14 protein-coding genes are annotated in these 15,715 nt (G+C 53.3%); 7 read left to right on the top strand and 7 right to left on the bottom strand.

The genetic code is table 11. From position 1 onward, the window contains the following. The first annotated feature begins 58 nt into the window (after positions 1-58). Positions 59-1,210 carry a TRAP transporter substrate-binding protein gene (locus B0D95_RS13695; protein ID WP_078044417.1) on the top strand — a complete coding sequence of 384 codons (1,152 nt, stop codon included), beginning with the start codon at positions 59-61 and terminating at the stop codon, positions 1,208-1,210. 36 nt (positions 1,211-1,246) lie between these two features. On the opposite strand, the gene B0D95_RS13690 is transcribed toward B0D95_RS13695, so the two are convergent. Further along, the gene (locus B0D95_RS13690; RefSeq protein WP_078044416.1) at positions 1,247-1,468 is read right to left on the bottom strand and encodes a hypothetical protein; all 222 of its coding nucleotides are present in this window, start codon (positions 1,466-1,468) and stop codon (positions 1,247-1,249) included. A gap of 195 nt (positions 1,469-1,663) precedes the next feature. Between B0D95_RS13690 and gmk the strand changes: the two genes are divergently transcribed. From gmk to B0D95_RS13670, 4 genes are all read left to right on the top strand, one after another. Next, on the top strand, positions 1,664-2,281 hold the full coding sequence (gene gmk / locus B0D95_RS13685; protein WP_078044415.1) for a guanylate kinase: 618 nt from the start codon (positions 1,664-1,666) through the stop codon (positions 2,279-2,281). A gap of 131 nt (positions 2,282-2,412) precedes the next feature. Further along, positions 2,413-2,664, top strand: coding sequence for a DNA-directed RNA polymerase subunit omega (gene rpoZ, locus B0D95_RS13680; protein ID WP_007638626.1), 252 nt, complete (start codon positions 2,413-2,415; stop codon positions 2,662-2,664). A 60-nt stretch (positions 2,665-2,724) separates the two neighbouring features. Then, a complete protein-coding gene (gene spoT / locus B0D95_RS13675) occupies positions 2,725-4,839 on the top strand; it encodes a bifunctional GTP diphosphokinase/guanosine-3',5'-bis pyrophosphate 3'-pyrophosphohydrolase (protein WP_078044414.1) in 2,115 nt (704 codons plus the stop codon). Positions 4,840-4,861: 22 nt separating this feature from the next. Next, positions 4,862-5,245: a RidA family protein gene (locus tag B0D95_RS13670; protein WP_078044413.1), complete on the top strand. Its 384-nt coding sequence runs from the start codon at positions 4,862-4,864 to the stop codon at positions 5,243-5,245. A 217-nt stretch (positions 5,246-5,462) separates the two neighbouring features. On the opposite strand, the gene B0D95_RS13665 is transcribed toward B0D95_RS13670, so the two are convergent. The 6 genes from B0D95_RS13665 to def form a co-directional block, all read right to left on the bottom strand. Then, the gene (locus B0D95_RS13665; RefSeq protein WP_078044412.1) at positions 5,463-7,088 is read right to left on the bottom strand and encodes a methyl-accepting chemotaxis protein; all 1,626 of its coding nucleotides are present in this window, start codon (positions 7,086-7,088) and stop codon (positions 5,463-5,465) included. A 328-nt stretch (positions 7,089-7,416) separates the two neighbouring features. Next, positions 7,417-8,838, bottom strand: coding sequence for a dihydrolipoyl dehydrogenase (gene lpdA / locus B0D95_RS13660; protein ID WP_078044411.1), 1,422 nt, complete (start codon positions 8,836-8,838; stop codon positions 7,417-7,419). A 42-nt stretch (positions 8,839-8,880) separates the two neighbouring features. Continuing rightward, positions 8,881-10,266: a Trk system potassium transporter TrkA gene (trkA, locus tag B0D95_RS13655; RefSeq protein WP_078044410.1), complete on the bottom strand. Its 1,386-nt coding sequence runs from the start codon at positions 10,264-10,266 to the stop codon at positions 8,881-8,883. Between the two features lie 104 nt (positions 10,267-10,370). After that, a complete protein-coding gene (gene rsmB, locus B0D95_RS13650) occupies positions 10,371-11,669 on the bottom strand; it encodes a 16S rRNA (cytosine(967)-C(5))-methyltransferase RsmB (RefSeq protein ID WP_078044409.1) in 1,299 nt (432 codons plus the stop codon). Next, positions 11,663-12,634, bottom strand: coding sequence for a methionyl-tRNA formyltransferase (fmt, locus tag B0D95_RS13645; protein ID WP_078044408.1), 972 nt, complete (start codon positions 12,632-12,634; stop codon positions 11,663-11,665). The genes rsmB and fmt overlap by 7 nt, the downstream gene beginning before the upstream one ends. A gap of 84 nt (positions 12,635-12,718) precedes the next feature. Further along, positions 12,719-13,228: a peptide deformylase gene (gene def, locus B0D95_RS13640; protein WP_078044407.1), complete on the bottom strand. Its 510-nt coding sequence runs from the start codon at positions 13,226-13,228 to the stop codon at positions 12,719-12,721. A gap of 154 nt (positions 13,229-13,382) precedes the next feature. Here def and B0D95_RS13635 point away from each other — a divergent pair, with 154 nt between their 5' ends. Together B0D95_RS13635 and dprA are read left to right on the top strand one after the other, a co-directional pair. Beyond that, entirely contained in the window at positions 13,383-14,426 is a 1,044-nt protein-coding gene (locus B0D95_RS13635) for a LysM peptidoglycan-binding domain-containing protein (protein WP_078044406.1), read from the top strand. Between the two features lie 53 nt (positions 14,427-14,479). Then, positions 14,480-15,664, top strand: a complete 1,185-nt coding sequence (dprA, locus tag B0D95_RS13630) for a DNA-processing protein DprA (RefSeq protein ID WP_078044405.1) — start codon at positions 14,480-14,482, stop codon at positions 15,662-15,664. The last annotated feature ends 51 nt before the right edge of the window (positions 15,665-15,715 follow it).

Raw genomic sequence — 15,715 nt, 5'->3', positions numbered from 1 at the left:
CTGTAGCGCATTTAGCTACAGCAAAAAATCTAATAAAACACTCTGCAGTGAAGGAACTATGAATACTAAATCCATTAACTGGTACCCACTGGTTATCGTCCTCTTAATCGCTGCCTTGGTAGCGGTTTTTGCGGCCTTGGTATTGGAAAAAACCAAACCTAAACCCTCAGCAATACACAGCGACGCGGCATCCGGTGTGATGTCGGGGCAAACTTACCATTGGAAAATGGTAACTTCCTGGCCGAAAAATACGCCGGGCTTGGGCGTGGGCGCTGAAAATGTGGCGCGGGTGATTAATGAAATGTCAGGTGGGCGTTTGCAAATTCATGTCTACGGTGCCAACGAACTGGTGCCCGCCATGGGTGTGTTTGATGCAGTATCGTCCGGCAGTGTGGAGATGGGGCACTCCGGCAGTTACTTCTGGCGCGGCAAAGTGCCCGCCGCGCAATTTTTTACCTCTGTGCCCTTTGGGATGAATGCGCAAGAATTGTATGGCTGGATCAACCACGGCGGTGGTTTGGAATTGTGGCGTGAACTCTATGCTCCATTTAATTTGATTCCCTTTCCTGTCGGTAATACCGGTGTGCAAATGGCAGGGTGGTTTAATCGCGAAATCAATTCCGTGGCGGATTTGCGCGGGTTAAAAATGCGTATTCCCGGTCTCGCGGGTGAAGTATTTAACCTGGCAGGCGGCACCTCGGTGAATATCCCCGGCGGTGAACTCTATACTGCTCTGCAAACCGGTGTGATAGACGCGGCAGAATGGGTTGGCCCGGAGAATGATTTGGCTTTTGGCTTCCAGCAAATCGCCAAGTATTACTACTATCCCGGCTGGCATGAGCCGGGGCCATCCATGGAATTGATCATCAACAAAACCGCGTTTGAAAATTTGCCCAAAGACTTGCAGGCAATAGTGACTTACGCCGCGCGCGCCATGAGTCAGGATATGCTGGACAGCTACACCGCCAACAACAGTCGCGCCTTAAAAGAATTGGTGGAGCAGCAGGGGGTGGAAATTCGTAAATTGCCCGATGAGGTTTTAAAACGCTTTTACGATATTTCCCAACAAGTCTACGCGCAGCAAGCCGCGAAAGACCCGCAATTCAAAAAGGTTTACGAATCCTACAAAGCCTTTATGGATGACTCGGCGGATTATCAAAAAATTTCCGAGCAAACCTATTATCAGGTGCGCGAACAACAGCGGCAGTAAGCCACTATTCTGGCGCGGCGAGTGTTGAGCCGCGCCTTATTTTTCGATGTCATCCTGCGCGCAAATTTCTACCAACGTGGCAATCCCGTTTTTGCGCAACTTCTCCATCAGCAATGCCAAGCGCTCCACCTGCGCGGCATCCAACTGTTCTCCGTGAATAAATTCAAGCCGCTTTTTGGCGACCAGCTCATGCACATATTCAGGGCGCACACGCAGGCGTTCAGCGGTTTGGGTGATGGAAAGCAGTTGACGTAACATGGGGCGCCTGCGGGATGGAATCAGTGGAGTGGATTACTATGCCACAGTTGCCGCCGGATTTATGCCTCTTGCGGCGCTCTTTCGCGGCAGCCTCCGCCGCTGAATGGTTTGACAGCTGTGCGTTATGGCTGGCTGTGCCATAATTTGCCTCATTATCGGTTTACCCACGCTCACTTTTGTTTGATAGGTTCTCTTATGGCTAACCTTGGCACCCTTTACACCGTTTCTGCACCCTCCGGTGCTGGCAAAACCAGTCTGGTCAGCGCGCTGGTGAAATCCAACCCCGAGGTCTGCGTGTCGGTGTCGCACACCACGCGCCCTATGCGCCCCGGTGAAATTGACGGTGTGAATTACCATTTTGTCGATCACGCTACTTTTGAGGCCATGTTGGAGCGCGGGGAATTTCTGGAACATGCGCGGGTGTTCAGCAACCTGTACGGCACCTCGCAGCAGTGGGTGGTCGATACCCTGAAGCAAGGTATTGATGTAATTCTGGAGATCGATTGGCAAGGTGCCGAACAGGTCCGCAAGTTGATGCCGGATACCGTCAGTCTGTTCATTCTGCCGCCATCACTGGCCTGCTTGCGCCAGCGTTTGACCGGTCGCGGGCAAGACGATACCGCGGTGATTGAAGCGCGTATGAGCGAGGCAATCAGTGAGATTTCGCACTATGTTGAGGCGGATTACCTGATCATCAACGACGATTTCACGGTGGCACTGGCACAGTTCCAGGCGCTGATTACCAGTCAACATATTCGCCGGGCGCGCCAAATCGAACGTCATAGCCAATTATTAACAGAATTATTGGCTTAGTTATTGGTTTAAATATGCCCAGTGCGGTTGGCATAGACCTCGCCACTGACGCATAATAGCCGACCGGATACAGAGGCAGCGTTTACCCAAGCGCCTATAGATCACACCTAGAAAGTAGAGCACATAAAGTTATGGCACGTATTACCGTTGAAGATTGTTTGGATCACGTTGATAACCGTTTTGAACTGGTTATGGTTGGCAGCAAGCGCGCGCGTCAATTGGCAATCGGTGGTAAAGAGCCGCACGTTGCCCCGGAAAACGATAAGCCAACCGTTATCGCCCTGCGCGAAATCGAAGAAGGTTTTATCGATGCCAGCATTCTGTTGGAGAAAGACACACTGCCACAACCCAAGCCTGAGCGTGTGTACGAGAACGACATTTAAGATTTTGATCATGCCAGTCGCCGCTATACCCCATAGCGGCAATTCTGTCTGGAGAAGGGCGTGCAAACCATAGAGGCTTTAAGCCACCGGCTATCGTCTTATCTGGAACCTTCCCAAATCAATTTGGTGAAGCGCGCCTACTTCTATGCCGAACAAGCCCACGACGGACAAAAACGTCGCAGCGGCGAAGCCTATATCACCCATCCCCTCGCCGTTGCCGATATTCTGGCGTCCATGCACATGGATCATCAGAGCTTGATGGCCGCCATGCTGCACGATGTGATTGAGGATACCGGGATTAGCAAAAAAGCGATTTCCGGCCAATTTGGCGATGCGGTTGCTGACTTGGTGGACGGCGTATCCAAGCTGACCCAGATCGAATTTGAATCCCACGCGGAAAAACAGGCGGAAAACTTCCAGAAAATGGCCCTGGCTATGGCCAATGACCTGCGGGTGATTCTGGTCAAACTCGCCGACCGCTTACACAACATGCGCACCCTGGGCGCCATGCCGCCCGACAAAAAGCGTCGTATCGCCAAAGAAACCCTGGAAATCTACGCCCCCATTGCCCATCGCCTGGGGATGAATGAGGTGCGCCTGGAGCTGGAAGATCGCAGCTTCTACTGTATGTACCCGCTGCGTGCGACCCGTTTGCAGGCTGCACTTAAAACGGCGCGCGGCAACCGCAAAGAATTGGTCGAGCAGATCCAAACCTCTTTCGAAAAGCGTCTGGCCAAAGAGAATATCAACTCAATTGTCATTGGCCGCGAAAAGCACCTGTTCAGCATTTACGAAAAGATGCGCCAGAAGAAAAAGTTCTTCAAAGAGATCATGGATGTCTATGCCTTCCGCATAGTGGTGGATTCGGTGGACACCTGCTATCGAGTGCTGGGTGTGGTGCACAATCTCTACAAGCCCGTCGCCGGTGAGTTCAAGGATTACATCGCTATCCCCAAAACCAACGGTTACCAGTCCCTGCACACTGTGCTGGTGGGCATGCACGGAGTGCCGATTGAAGTACAAATCCGCACCAAGGAAATGGATGAAATGGCCAATAGCGGTATCGCCGCCCATTTCCTCTACAAATCCAATAGCGACGAACCCGTCAATGCCAGCCATAACCGTGCGCGCCAATGGGTGCAAGGTCTGCTGGAAATGCAGAAAAATGCAGGGAACTCCCTCGAATTCATCGAGAACGTGAAAATTGACCTCTTCCCCGATGAGGTTTATGTCTTTACCCCCAAAGGTAAGATTGTAGAGCTGCCAACCGGCGCCACCCCCGTCGATTTTGCCTACGCGGTGCACACTGATGTGGGTAATACCTGCGTTGCCTGCCGCATTAACGATCGCATGGCTCCCTTGTCACAACCGCTGCAATCTGGCCAAAAAGTGGCGATTATTACCGCCCAAGGTGCCCAGCCTAACCCCAGTTGGCTCAATTTTGCGGTATCGGCCAAGGCGCGCTCAGCAATTCGCCACTACCTTAAACACCAGCGTCATCACCAGTCCGTCAGCTTGGGCAAGCGCTTGCTCAGCCGTGCCCTGAACGAAATCCAGTTGGATCTGGAGCACCTTCCAGATGAGCTTCAACAAAAGCTACTCAGTGGCGCTCAAGTGGAATCCATGGACAAGCTGTACGAAGAGATAGGCTTGGGCAACAAGGTCGTGTATTCGCTGGTGAAGTTGCTGCAGCCGGATGCCGAGCTGAAACCGCGCACCGGTTCAGCGAATTCTGCCATTACCATCGACTCCGCCGAAGGCATGATGATCAGCTTCGCCCGCTGTTGCCGCCCGATTCCCGGCGACCCGATCATCGGTCACGTCAGCTCCGGCAAAGGACTGGTCATCCACCAGGATACCTGCCGCAATATCGCGGAAATCCGCAATTATCCCGATAAAATCAGCCAGGTGAACTGGGCGGCTACGGTTAGCGGCGAGTTCCTGGTAGATGTGCGTGTTGAGGTGGAAAGTGAGCGCGGTATTATCGCTACCCTCGCCACGCGTATTACCGAGCAGGGCGCTAGCATTGAGCATATCAACGTACACGAACGCGACGCCCACAACAGCGTCATTCACCTCTGTATCGGCGTACACAACCGCATCCACCTCGCCAACATCATGCGTCGTATCCGCACCCTGAGTTTTGTGATTCGCGTGAATCGCTCTAAAAATTAATCACCCACTATAAGGTTTTCCCATGACCAATAAAGCCATTATCCACAGCGATAACGCTCCTGCCGCTATAGGCACTTATTCCCAGGCCGTTAAGGTCAACAACACTGTCTACCTCTCTGGCCAGATTCCACTTGACCCTAAAACCATGCAATTAGTCGATGGCGATTTTGCTGCGCAAGCTCATCAAGTATTCAAAAACCTGCAGGCCGTGTGTGAAGCCGCTGATGGCAGCCTGAAAGATGTAGTTAAGCTAAATATCTATTTGACCGACTTGGCAAACTTCCCAATCGTGAACGAAGTGATGGGCCAGTATTTCCAACAACCCTACCCTGCACGCGCCGCCATCGGCATCAACCAACTCCCCCGCGCTTCGCTGATTGAGGCGGATGGGATTATGGTGATTTAAATAAATGCTTACTGACAAAAATGCCCGGCTCGCCGGGTATTTTTTTGTCTGCGATAAATGTTTGCCGGTAAAAAAAGATCATGCTGTAGCAGTTCATTAACGCAAAATGGCGACGCAAATAAAAAGACCGATTAGCAATGCTAATCGGTCTTTTTATTTTTAATTATTTTTTAAAAACGCAGCAGTGCTTTTTTAAAGCGCCATGCCGCTATGGGACTCAAACCCGATAGGATGCAGCCTGTTGTTGCAGGCGTGCGGCTAACTGAGCCAAAGACGCACTAGTATCTGCGCTGTAGGTTGCACTGCGAGTCATTTCGCCAATACTGACACTAAATTCGCTAATATTTTTATTGATGTCCTCTGCTACTACGGTTTGCTCTTCGGTAGCCGCTGAAATCTGCACATTCATATCGACGATAGTACCCACGGCAGATTTAATATCTTCCAATACCTGACCGGCTTCCTGTGCATTGGCTACACTGATGCTGGCGTACTGTCCAGAGCGAGACATTGCCTGCACGGCTTCACTCGCTGCCCCCTGTAAGTTATCAATCATCGTGCGGATCGATTCGGTGGCTTTTTGAGTGTTAGTTGCTAATGTTCGAACTTCATCGGCTACCACAGCAAAGCCTCGCCCTGCCTCACCAGCACGTGCTGCTTCAATTGCAGCATTTAATGCGAGTAAATTAGTCTGACCTGCTATTGTCTGGATCACTGCCAGCACTTGGGTGATTTTTTCTGACTCACCATTGAGTTGCTCAATCACCCTACTGGCACCATCCACCATTGTGGAGAGTTGCTCAATAGAACTAACATTTTGAATTACTTTTTGATACCCCTGCTGGGTTTTCTGATCCGCATCATTGGCTTGTTCTGAGGTGGCCAAAGCGCTGTTTGCTACTTGTTGGATAGCAGCCGACATCTCATGCACTGCTGCTGCGATTAAACTGGCTTGCTGTTCCTGCTCCACCGCGGTGCCGCTAACTTGTTGGCTGATCTGATTCATTTGCGTTGATGCCGCCGCAAGTTGGGATACCGCATCACCTAACTCGCCGAAAAATTGATGCACACGGCTGATTGTCTGATTAAAAGCGCGGGCAGTGATGGCAATTTCATCGTTACCGGTGATTTGAGCTCTAACCCTTAAATCAGACTGATCACCTACCACAGACATGGCATGCTGCAATTGATTGAGTGGGCTGTGGATAGAGCGATAAATAAACCAGGATAAAATGCCTAAACAAATAAACACTACCAATAAGGCGATCACAAATAATCGCAGAAAAAACTGGTACTGCTCGGCTGCTGTGACTTTAAACTTTTCAGCTTCGATTAGTTGCTCATCAATTAATTTCGCAAGCGAAAGGCTCAGGGGATCAGCTAGCTGATAAAGTTCAGTATTAAAATCTTTAGCGCTGCGTTGCAACAATGAGCCGTCGGCAATTTGGGGTTGATAATCCTGCAACTTTTGTCGGAATACCAATATCTGCTGTTTGGCCTTTTCCGCCAAAACGGCCTCTTCAGCAGTCAAGGTTGTGGCCAGATAAGTCTGCCATACTTGATCCGCAAACTGGCTCTGCTGCTGCAGCTGTTGCATCACTTCCGAGGCGCCAAGCAACTCACCACGATACTTATGTAGCAAATCAACCGACGTTACTGCATAGGCGTCGGCTACCTGCTTAATTTGTTTTAAGGGCACCACGCGGTCTTGATAGATACTGGTGGCTCCATCACTTAAAAATCCCATCTCCTTAATCGAAATTGCACTGATAGCAATTAACAGTAGTAATGGCAAACAAACCAACAGCAACAAGCGGCTCTTTACCGACATTTGATTTAACATGGGAATTAACTCGTTAGCACAACCAACAATTTTGTAGCTTAAATTAGTGTTCCGTGCACGACGGTTTTTTGCTTAAGCTAGCACCTGTAAAACTGGTTTTATGTACCCCATTCAAGAGTTTCATGTGGGCTCTTAAATGTAGGTAGTGAATGGAGTGTAGATACTGCCTGATTGCCCAGCAAGAAATTCGCCGTAAAGCCCTTGGTGTGCTGTCTTGGAATAAGCTACTTGTGAAGATCTCCGGTCGGAAAAGGCTTTCCGTCGCTCTTCCTCGAATGAAGTGCGCCCAGCGAGATTACCCGCTGGGCTTAACAGCAGAATAATCGAATTACTTTTTCAGCGTGGCCTTGGGATTTGGCAAATCGGTGATAGTGCCGGCGCCCAATTCCGCTGCCAGGCCGACAGATTCGTGCAGCGTCGGGTGGGCGTGGATGGTGAGCGCGATATCTTCTACGCTCGCGCCAAATTCCAGGGCTAGGGTGAGTTCGCCCAGCAGTTCGCCTGCATGTACTCCGACTAATCCCGCTCCCAGTAAACGATCGGTTTTTGCATCGTAAATGAGCTTGGTTTTGCCTTCGCTGCGGTCGGCGGCGATAGCTCGGCCACTGGCGGCCCAAGGGAATACGGCCGTTTTGTAATCCAGCCCTTGTTGTTTGGCTTCTTTCTCGGTCAGGCCGACCCAAGCAATTTCCGGGTTGGTGTAGGCGATGGAGGGGATCGCCATAGGGTCAAATGCATGTGGATGGCCCGCAACACCTTCGGCGGCGGCATGGCCTTCATGGGTGGCTTTATGGGCGAGCATGGGTTGGCCGATGATGTCGCCAATCGCATAAATGTGCGGCACATTGGTTTGCAGGTAGGGGTTGACGGCGATAAAGCCGCGCTCGTCCACATTCACACCGGCTTTTTCGGCGTCAATCAATTTGCCGTTAGGCACACGCCCGACAGCAACCAAAACGGCATCAAACTGACGTGGCTCGGCGGGCGCATTGGCGCCGCTAAAGGCCACTTCAATGGCTTCGGGCTTGGCGCTGACGGCTTCCACTTTGGTGGAGAGCAGCACTTCAAATTTGTCTTTGTTGTATTTGCTGTAAACCGCTACCAGGTCTTTGTCGGCGGCGGGTACCAGTTGGTCGGCAAATTCCACCACGGTGACTTTGCTGCCGAGCGCTTCGTACACTGTGGCCATTTCCAGGCCAATAATCCCACCGCCAATCACCAGCAGGCGCGGTGGTACCGAGCGCAGTTCCAAGGCGCCGGTTGAGTCAAAAATACGGGGGTCTTCAGGGATAAAGGGCAATTTCACGCTGCGTGAACCGGCAGCGATAATGGCGTTATCGAAGTCGATCAGGGTGGTCTCATCGCCCTTGACGACGGCAAGTTGGTTATCGCTTACAAATTTGCCATAGCCTTCCACTACACGCACTTTGCGGCCTTTGGCCATGGCGTGCACACCAGAAACCAGTTTGCTGACCACTGAGTCTTTGTAGGCGCGCACCTTGTCCAGGTCGTGTTGCACAGGGCCAAAGCTCAGGCCAAGGTTGCTGGCATGGTGTGATTCATTAATGACTTCGGCGACATGCAAAAGGGCTTTGGAGGGGATGCAGCCAACATTCAGGCACACGCCGCCAAGGCTGGAGTAGCGCTCGACCAGGGTGACATCCAGGCCGAGGTCGGCAGCGCGAAATGCCGCCGAATAGCCGCCGGGGCCGCTGCCGAGTACAACGAGTTGGGTTTTAATCGCAGACATTTACTACTCCTTTGGAAAGGGAAAACGGGTAAGTCGATGAGCTTAAAAGAAACTGAAACCCACCTGAAAGAGTTTTTCCACATCGCGGATGTGTTTTTTCTGTAGCAGAAACACGATGACATGGTCGCCGGATTGCACCACCACATCGTCGTGGGCGATGATTACTTCGTCGCCGTCCGGTCCCTGGCGCACAATCGCACCAATGTTGGCGCCTTCGGGCAGGTCGATATCTTCCAGTGCCTTGCCCACGACTTTGGAGGATTTGGCGTCGCCGTGGGCGATGATTTCAATCGCCTCGGCCGCGCCGCGCCGCAGTGAGTGGACATTGACTATGTCGCCACGACGCACATGGGTCAGCAAGCTGCCGATGGTGGTGGTCTGGGGCGAGATGGCGATATCGATGTCGCCACCTTGTACCACATCCACATAGGCGGGGTTATTGATCAGTGTCATCACCTTGCGCGCACCGAGTCGCTTGGCGAGCATGGAGGACATAATGTTGGCTTCGTCGTCGTTGGTGAGGGCGAGGAACACATCGGTGTCTTCGATGCTCTCTTCCATCAGCAAGTCCTTATCTGACGCGCTCCCCTGAATCACAATCGCCCGCTCCAACTGCTCCGAAAGGCGAATGCAGCGCGGCTTGTTGTATTCGATCACGCGCACGTTGTAGCGGCCTTCCAGCATTTTGGCGAGGCGCAAACCAATGTTGCCGCCACCGGCAATAGTGATGCGCTTATAGGCGACTTCAAGGCGGCGCAGCTCGCTCATGACGGCGCGGATGTCGGCCTTGGCGGCGATAAAGAAGACTTCGTCATCGGCTTCGATCACCGTCGTACCTGTCGGCATAATGGCGCGATTGCGCCGATAAATGGCGGCAACCCGCGTTTCTACCGATGGCATGTGCTCGCGTAGGAAACGCAGTTCCTGCCCTACCAATGGCCCGCCGTGATAGGCCTTCACCGCCACCAATTGCACCTTGCCTTCGGCAAAGTCGAGCACCTGTAGGGCGCCGGGTTGTTCAATCAGGCGGAAAATATATTCGGAGACCAGTTGTTCGGGGCTGATCAGGACATCGATAGGAATCGCCGCTGTTTCAAACAGTTGGCGATGGGTCAGGTAGGCGGTGGCGCGCACCCGCGCAATTTTGGTGGGGGTGTGAAACAGGTTTTCGGCCACGGTGCAGGCAATCATGTTGATTTCGTCGTTGCTGGTCACCGCGACCAGCATATCGGCATCTTCCAGACCGGCCTGCTCAAGGATATCGGGGTGAGAGGCTTCGCCGGTAATCACGCTGATATCGAGGCGGTCACGCAATTCGCGCAGGCGCGCCTCATCGGTATCCACCACGGTGATGTCATTGGACTCGCTTGCCAAATGTTCGGCCAGGCTGCCGCCAACCTGTCCGGCGCCAAGAATGATAATTTTCATAAAGTGCCTGTGTGTTCATCCTCATGTGCTGCCAAGTCTAGTGCTCTTGGCGGCAATCTGCCGCTATCGTCGGCTAATTTGTTTCGGTAGTGACAATGTTCTGGTTAGCGCGCCTTTCGCAATCGCGCGTAATAAAAACCGTCATGACCGTTCATTTGGGGCAGCAATTGCTGGCCGCAGGGTTGTGTCATGCCCCAAGCGACATCGAGCGTATCGCAACTGGCGTCTTTCTGGCGCGCAAGAAAGGCTTCAATAACGCGTGTGTTCTCTTTGGGCATGATCGAACAGGTGGCGTAAAGCATTACGCCGCCGGGTTTGAGCAGTGGCCACAGGTTCTTCAGGAGCCGTGCTTGCAGTTCGCCGAGTTTGTCGAGTTCCTCGGGGGTGCGTAGCACTTTTATATCGGGGTGGCGACGAATAATGCCGGTAGCGGAGCAGGGAGCATCGAGCAATATGCGGTCATAGGTTTCGCCATCCCACCAGCTATCGGGGGCGGTACTGTCGCCACAGACAACCCTGGCGCTCACGCCGAGGCGTGCCAGATTATCGCGCACCCGTGTCAGGCGACGCTCGTCGGCATCCAGTGTCGTCACTTGCAAGCTGGGTTCGCGCTCCAGTAGATGCCCGGTTTTGCCGCCCGGTGCGCTGCAGGCGTCCAATACCTGCATATTGGGCGACAATTCCAACAAATCGGCACTGAGTTGCGCGGCTTCATCCTGCACGCTCAGCCAGCCTTCGGCGAAATGCGGCAGCTTGCGTGGATCGCAGGCTCGCTCAAGGGTGATGCCATAGGGGCTGTATGAAGTTGCGCCGGCGCTTATTCCTGCTTCTTGCAGTAGTGCCAGATAGTCATCGCGACTGACCTTGCGAGTATTCAGGCGCAGGGTAAATGGCGGGTGTTGATTGTTGGCGGCGATTAAGGAGTCAAACTGCAATGGCCAACACTTGCTGATCATGGCTTCCATCCAGGCGGGATGATTGCTTTGAAATGCACGATTTTGGCTGAGTAATTCGTTGATCTTGGCATTGTCGCGCTGAAAATTGCGCAATACGCCATTCACCAGTTTGGTTGCCCAGGGCTTTTTGATCGCCCGGGTGACTTCCACGGTTTCGCCGATGGCGGCGTGGTCGGGAATGCGGGTGTGCAGTAGTTGATAGAGCCCAAGCAGCAGGAGTGCCTGTACGTCGCCATCTTTGGTGCGCAGTGGCTTGTCCAGCAAGCATTCGGTATATGCCTGAAGTTGCGGGTAAAAGCGACAAGTGCCAAAACACAATTCTTGCAGTAATGGACGATCATTTTCGGCAATTTTCGCTGAAATGGCAGGCAGTAGGCTGGATAACGAGCCTTTTGCTGCCAGTATCTGCGTAATCACCTGCGCCGCTGCAGCGCGCACGCTTAACATGAGGGGCGCTCCAGTTGTGCGCCCACTGTAAACAGGTCTGGATGGCCGCGCAGGATATCGCCGACATTCATCGCCTTTTTACCTGGAAGTTGCAGCAGTTCAAGTCGCAATTGCCCTTCGCGGCAGGCGACCAACAAGCCGCTGGCGTCAATATGGGTAATGGTGCCGGGTGTGGCGCTATGGGGCTTATTCACCGCTTCGGCTGCCCATACGCGGATGCGCTGGTCATCGCTGCTGCCAGCCGGTTTGGTATGTGCCACGGGGAATGGGTTAAAGGCGCGTACCTTGCGTGCCAGTTCCGGCGCGGAAAGCTGCCAGTTGAGTACGGCTTCCTCTTTGCTGAGCTTGGGGGCGTAGTTGCTCTGGCTGTCGTCTTGTTTTTCCGGGGTGACATTACCTGCTGCAATCTGGTCGAGCGCTTGTAGCAGTGCCGGTGTACCTATGCTGATGAGCTTATCGTGCAGGCTTCCGCCGGTATCCTCGGGCAAAATCGGGCAAAATGACTTGATTAGCATGTCGCCGGTATCCAGGCCTACATCCATTTGCATAATGGTCACGCCAGTTTCGCTGTCGCCCGCTTCAATGGCGCGCTGGATGGGTGCGGCGCCGCGCCAGCGTGGCAGGATCGAGGCGTGGACATTGATGCAGCCGAGTCGCGGTGCGTTGAGTACGGTTTTGGGCAGGATCAACCCATAAGCCACCACCACCATTAAATCGGCCCCCAAGCTTTCCAGTTCGGCCACCGCTTCTGCGGTTTTGAAATTAAGTGGTTGATAGACCGGAATATTGTGCGCCAGTGCCACCTCTTTGACCGGGCTGGCAGTGAGTTTCTTGCCGCGTCCGGCAGGGCGGTCCGGCTGGGAGTAGACGGCAATGACCTGATGGTGACTACCGAGCAGTGCCGTTAAATGGGCTGCTGCAAATTCAGGGGTGCCCGCAAAGATGATACGCAAACCGTGAGCCATGACTAACCTTTTGAATTCAGGGAATCGTTGAAGCGATAGAAATAAAAAAGGCGCCAGTAGCGCCTTTATTGACTGCGCGCGAATTTAGCGCGCTTCTGCCTTGTGTTTTTTGTCCATCTTGGCGCGAATACGGGTGCGCTTGAGTGGTGAAATATGGTCGACAAACAGCTTGCCATTCAGGTGATCCAGCTCGTGTTGGATGCACACCGCGAGTAGCCCTTGGGGTTCTATTTCGAAGGGATTGCCATCGCGATCCAGCGCTTTTACCCGAATGTGATTGGGGCGCACCACGGTCTCATAAAAGCCGGGAACTGACAGGCAACCTTCGTCGTACTCGCTCACTTCCGGGTCGAGCACTTCAATTTCAGGATTGATAAAGACCAGCGGCTGGGACTTGTCTTCGCTCACATCGATAACGACCACGCGTTTATGCACATTCACCTGCGATGCGGCGAGGCCAATACCGGGTGCGTCATACATGGTATCGAACATATCGGCTACCAATTGACGGATTTTATCGTCCACTTCTGTGACGGGTTTGGCGACAGTGCGCAACCGCGGGTCGGGAAATTCAAGGATAGGTAACAAGGCCATAGTGTTTGTGACAAACTTCTAGTAAAAAGGTAATAAGCGCTGCTAACATGATGATCGCACAGGATTTATGCGGTGCACACGGAAACAGCATGGACTTTAACTTATTATTATACGTCTATCTGCCTCAGGACCGAATAAAACAGGATCGGTTTCTATGAAAAAAATATTATTGGCTGTTGCGGCCGCTTCGTTGATCAGCCTTTTTGCCTGGGCAGATGATGCACTGCTTAAAACGGGTCACCCTGATGAATATACCGTTAAAAAAGGTGACACCCTCTGGGACATTTCCGGCACTTTCTTAAATAGCCCCTGGATGTGGCCTGAAATCTGGCACGTGAACCCCCAGATTGAAAACCCCCACCTGATTTTCCCCGGCGACTTGATCAAATTGATCTACCTCGACGGCCAGCCACGCCTGACACTTGAGCGCACCATGAAACTGGTGCCCGGTGCTGCTGGCGCCACCAAACTCAGCCCCAGTATTCGTGTGCAGCATATGGATGAAGCCATCAGCGCTATTCCGCTGGATCGGATCGATGCCTTTCTGTCACGCAGCCGTATTGTGGAGCCGGGCGTGCTCGAAGCCGCGCCCTACATGCTCGCTGGCCAGCAGCAGCGCCTGATTGTCGGTGCAGATGATCGCGGTTATGCCCGCGGTTTATTTGATGCCAACTACACCAACTATGGTGTGTATCGTAAAGGCCAACTATTTAAGGATCCGATTACTAAAGAAGTGCTTGGGGTCTATGCCCAGGGTATTGGCACCGTCGCTATTGGTAAAATGACGGGTGATATTGCCACCCTGGATGTGTTGCGCACCTATGAAGAGGTTCGCCCCGGTGACAACCTGCTACCCAGCGAAGACCGCTCCGTGGATTCTATTTTCTTCCCCAGTGCGCCGGATGTGGATGTAGAAGCCCAGATCATCGCGGTGGAGGGCGGGGTGAGCCAGATTGGTAAGTTCAATGTGGTGATGATTAACAAGGGCGAGCGCGAAGGTCTGCAAATCGGCAATGTCATGGCCATTTTCAAGGCAGGTGAAATTGTCACTGACCGCGTACGCGGTGGAAAAGTGGCTTTGCCTGACGAGCATGCCGGTTTATTGATGGTGTTCCGCACCTTTGAAAAAATGAGTTTTGCACTGGTACTGGAATCTGATCGCCCATTGGCCGTCAGGGACAAGGTGCGCAACCCCTAATCTGAGTTTATCGCGCTGCCCCATTGCGGGCAGCCAGCTTCAAGGATGATGCAATGCTTTCCCCTCTCGCTGCCCATTTACTCTTGCTTCGCCTGCCCGATACCGGAACCGCCAGCTACTGGCAGTTGATGGAGGTATTTGCCAGCCCTCAGGAATTGCTCAATCTTCCCGCCCGGAGTTTGGCGCCCTACCTAAAGCCGGTGGCGATAGAAGCTCTGGCTGACTATCAAGCCAACCCGCACAGCCATCTGGCGCGGTTATTGGCCACTGATTTGGCCTACCTTGATGCACAGCCATCGCTCCATTGCTTGTTATTTGATGACCCGCGCTACCCGCGATTATTGCGTGAAATTCCCAAGCCGCCGCCGCTGTTATTTGTGCGCGGCAATCCGGATTGCCTGAGCTTGCCGCAGTTGGCGATTGTCGGTAGTCGCAGCCCCAGTGGGGGTGGCAACGAAAATGCCGAGCGCTTTGCGGCGTATCTGGCGGGGTGCGGTTTAGCCATCACCAGTGGTTTGGCTTTGGGCATTGATGCGGCGGCACATCGCGGCGCGCTGTCGGCAGGTGGTATTACAATTGCGGTGATGGGAACCGGTATCGACCGGATTTATCCCTCCCGTCATCATCAATTGGCGCAGGCCATTGTCGATGGCGGTGGTGCATTAGTCAGTGAGTTTCCGCTGGGCACTTCATCCCACGCCAGTCACTTTCCCCAGCGCAATCGTATTATCAGCGGCTTGAGTGGTGGCACTCTGGTGGTTGAGGCGGCAGTGCAAAGCGGCTCGCTTATTACGGCGTCCTATGCGCTACAGCACAATCGTGAAGTCTTTGCGATTCCCGGCTCTATTCACAACCCACTGGCGCGCGGTTGCCATCAGCTAATCCGGCAGGGCGCGACACTGGTGGAAACGGCGCAAGATATAGTCGATCAACTGTCCGGTCTAATCAGCTATAAGCGGCAGGAACTGAGCGAGGCCAGCCAACGGGATGACTTCTTTCAGGATGACACCTCGACAACAACAAAGGCTACGCCGCCCGCCGCCAAGCCCCCTGTTGCGCCGCCGTCGCTCAGTGCGCAAGAACAGCAATTACTGCAGGCCTTGGGTTATGACCCGTTGCCGCTGGATCTATTGGCGGAGCGTATCGGGCAGGAGGTAGGCGCCCTCTCGGCTGCGTTGATTGGCCTTGAAATAAAAGGCTTGGTGCAGCAAGTGGGCGCCTCCTATCAGCGCTGTTAAGCACGGATTGGCTGACTGTGGGTTGAGCTTGGGCTGTGGCTGGGGTAGATT

Origin of the sequence: Cellvibrio sp. PSBB023, assembly GCF_002007605.1 — a bacterium.
Lineage (GTDB): Bacteria > Pseudomonadota > Gammaproteobacteria > Pseudomonadales > Cellvibrionaceae > Cellvibrio.
Note: the sequence above shows the minus strand (reverse complement) of the source record. Positions and strands in the feature narration are given on the sequence as shown.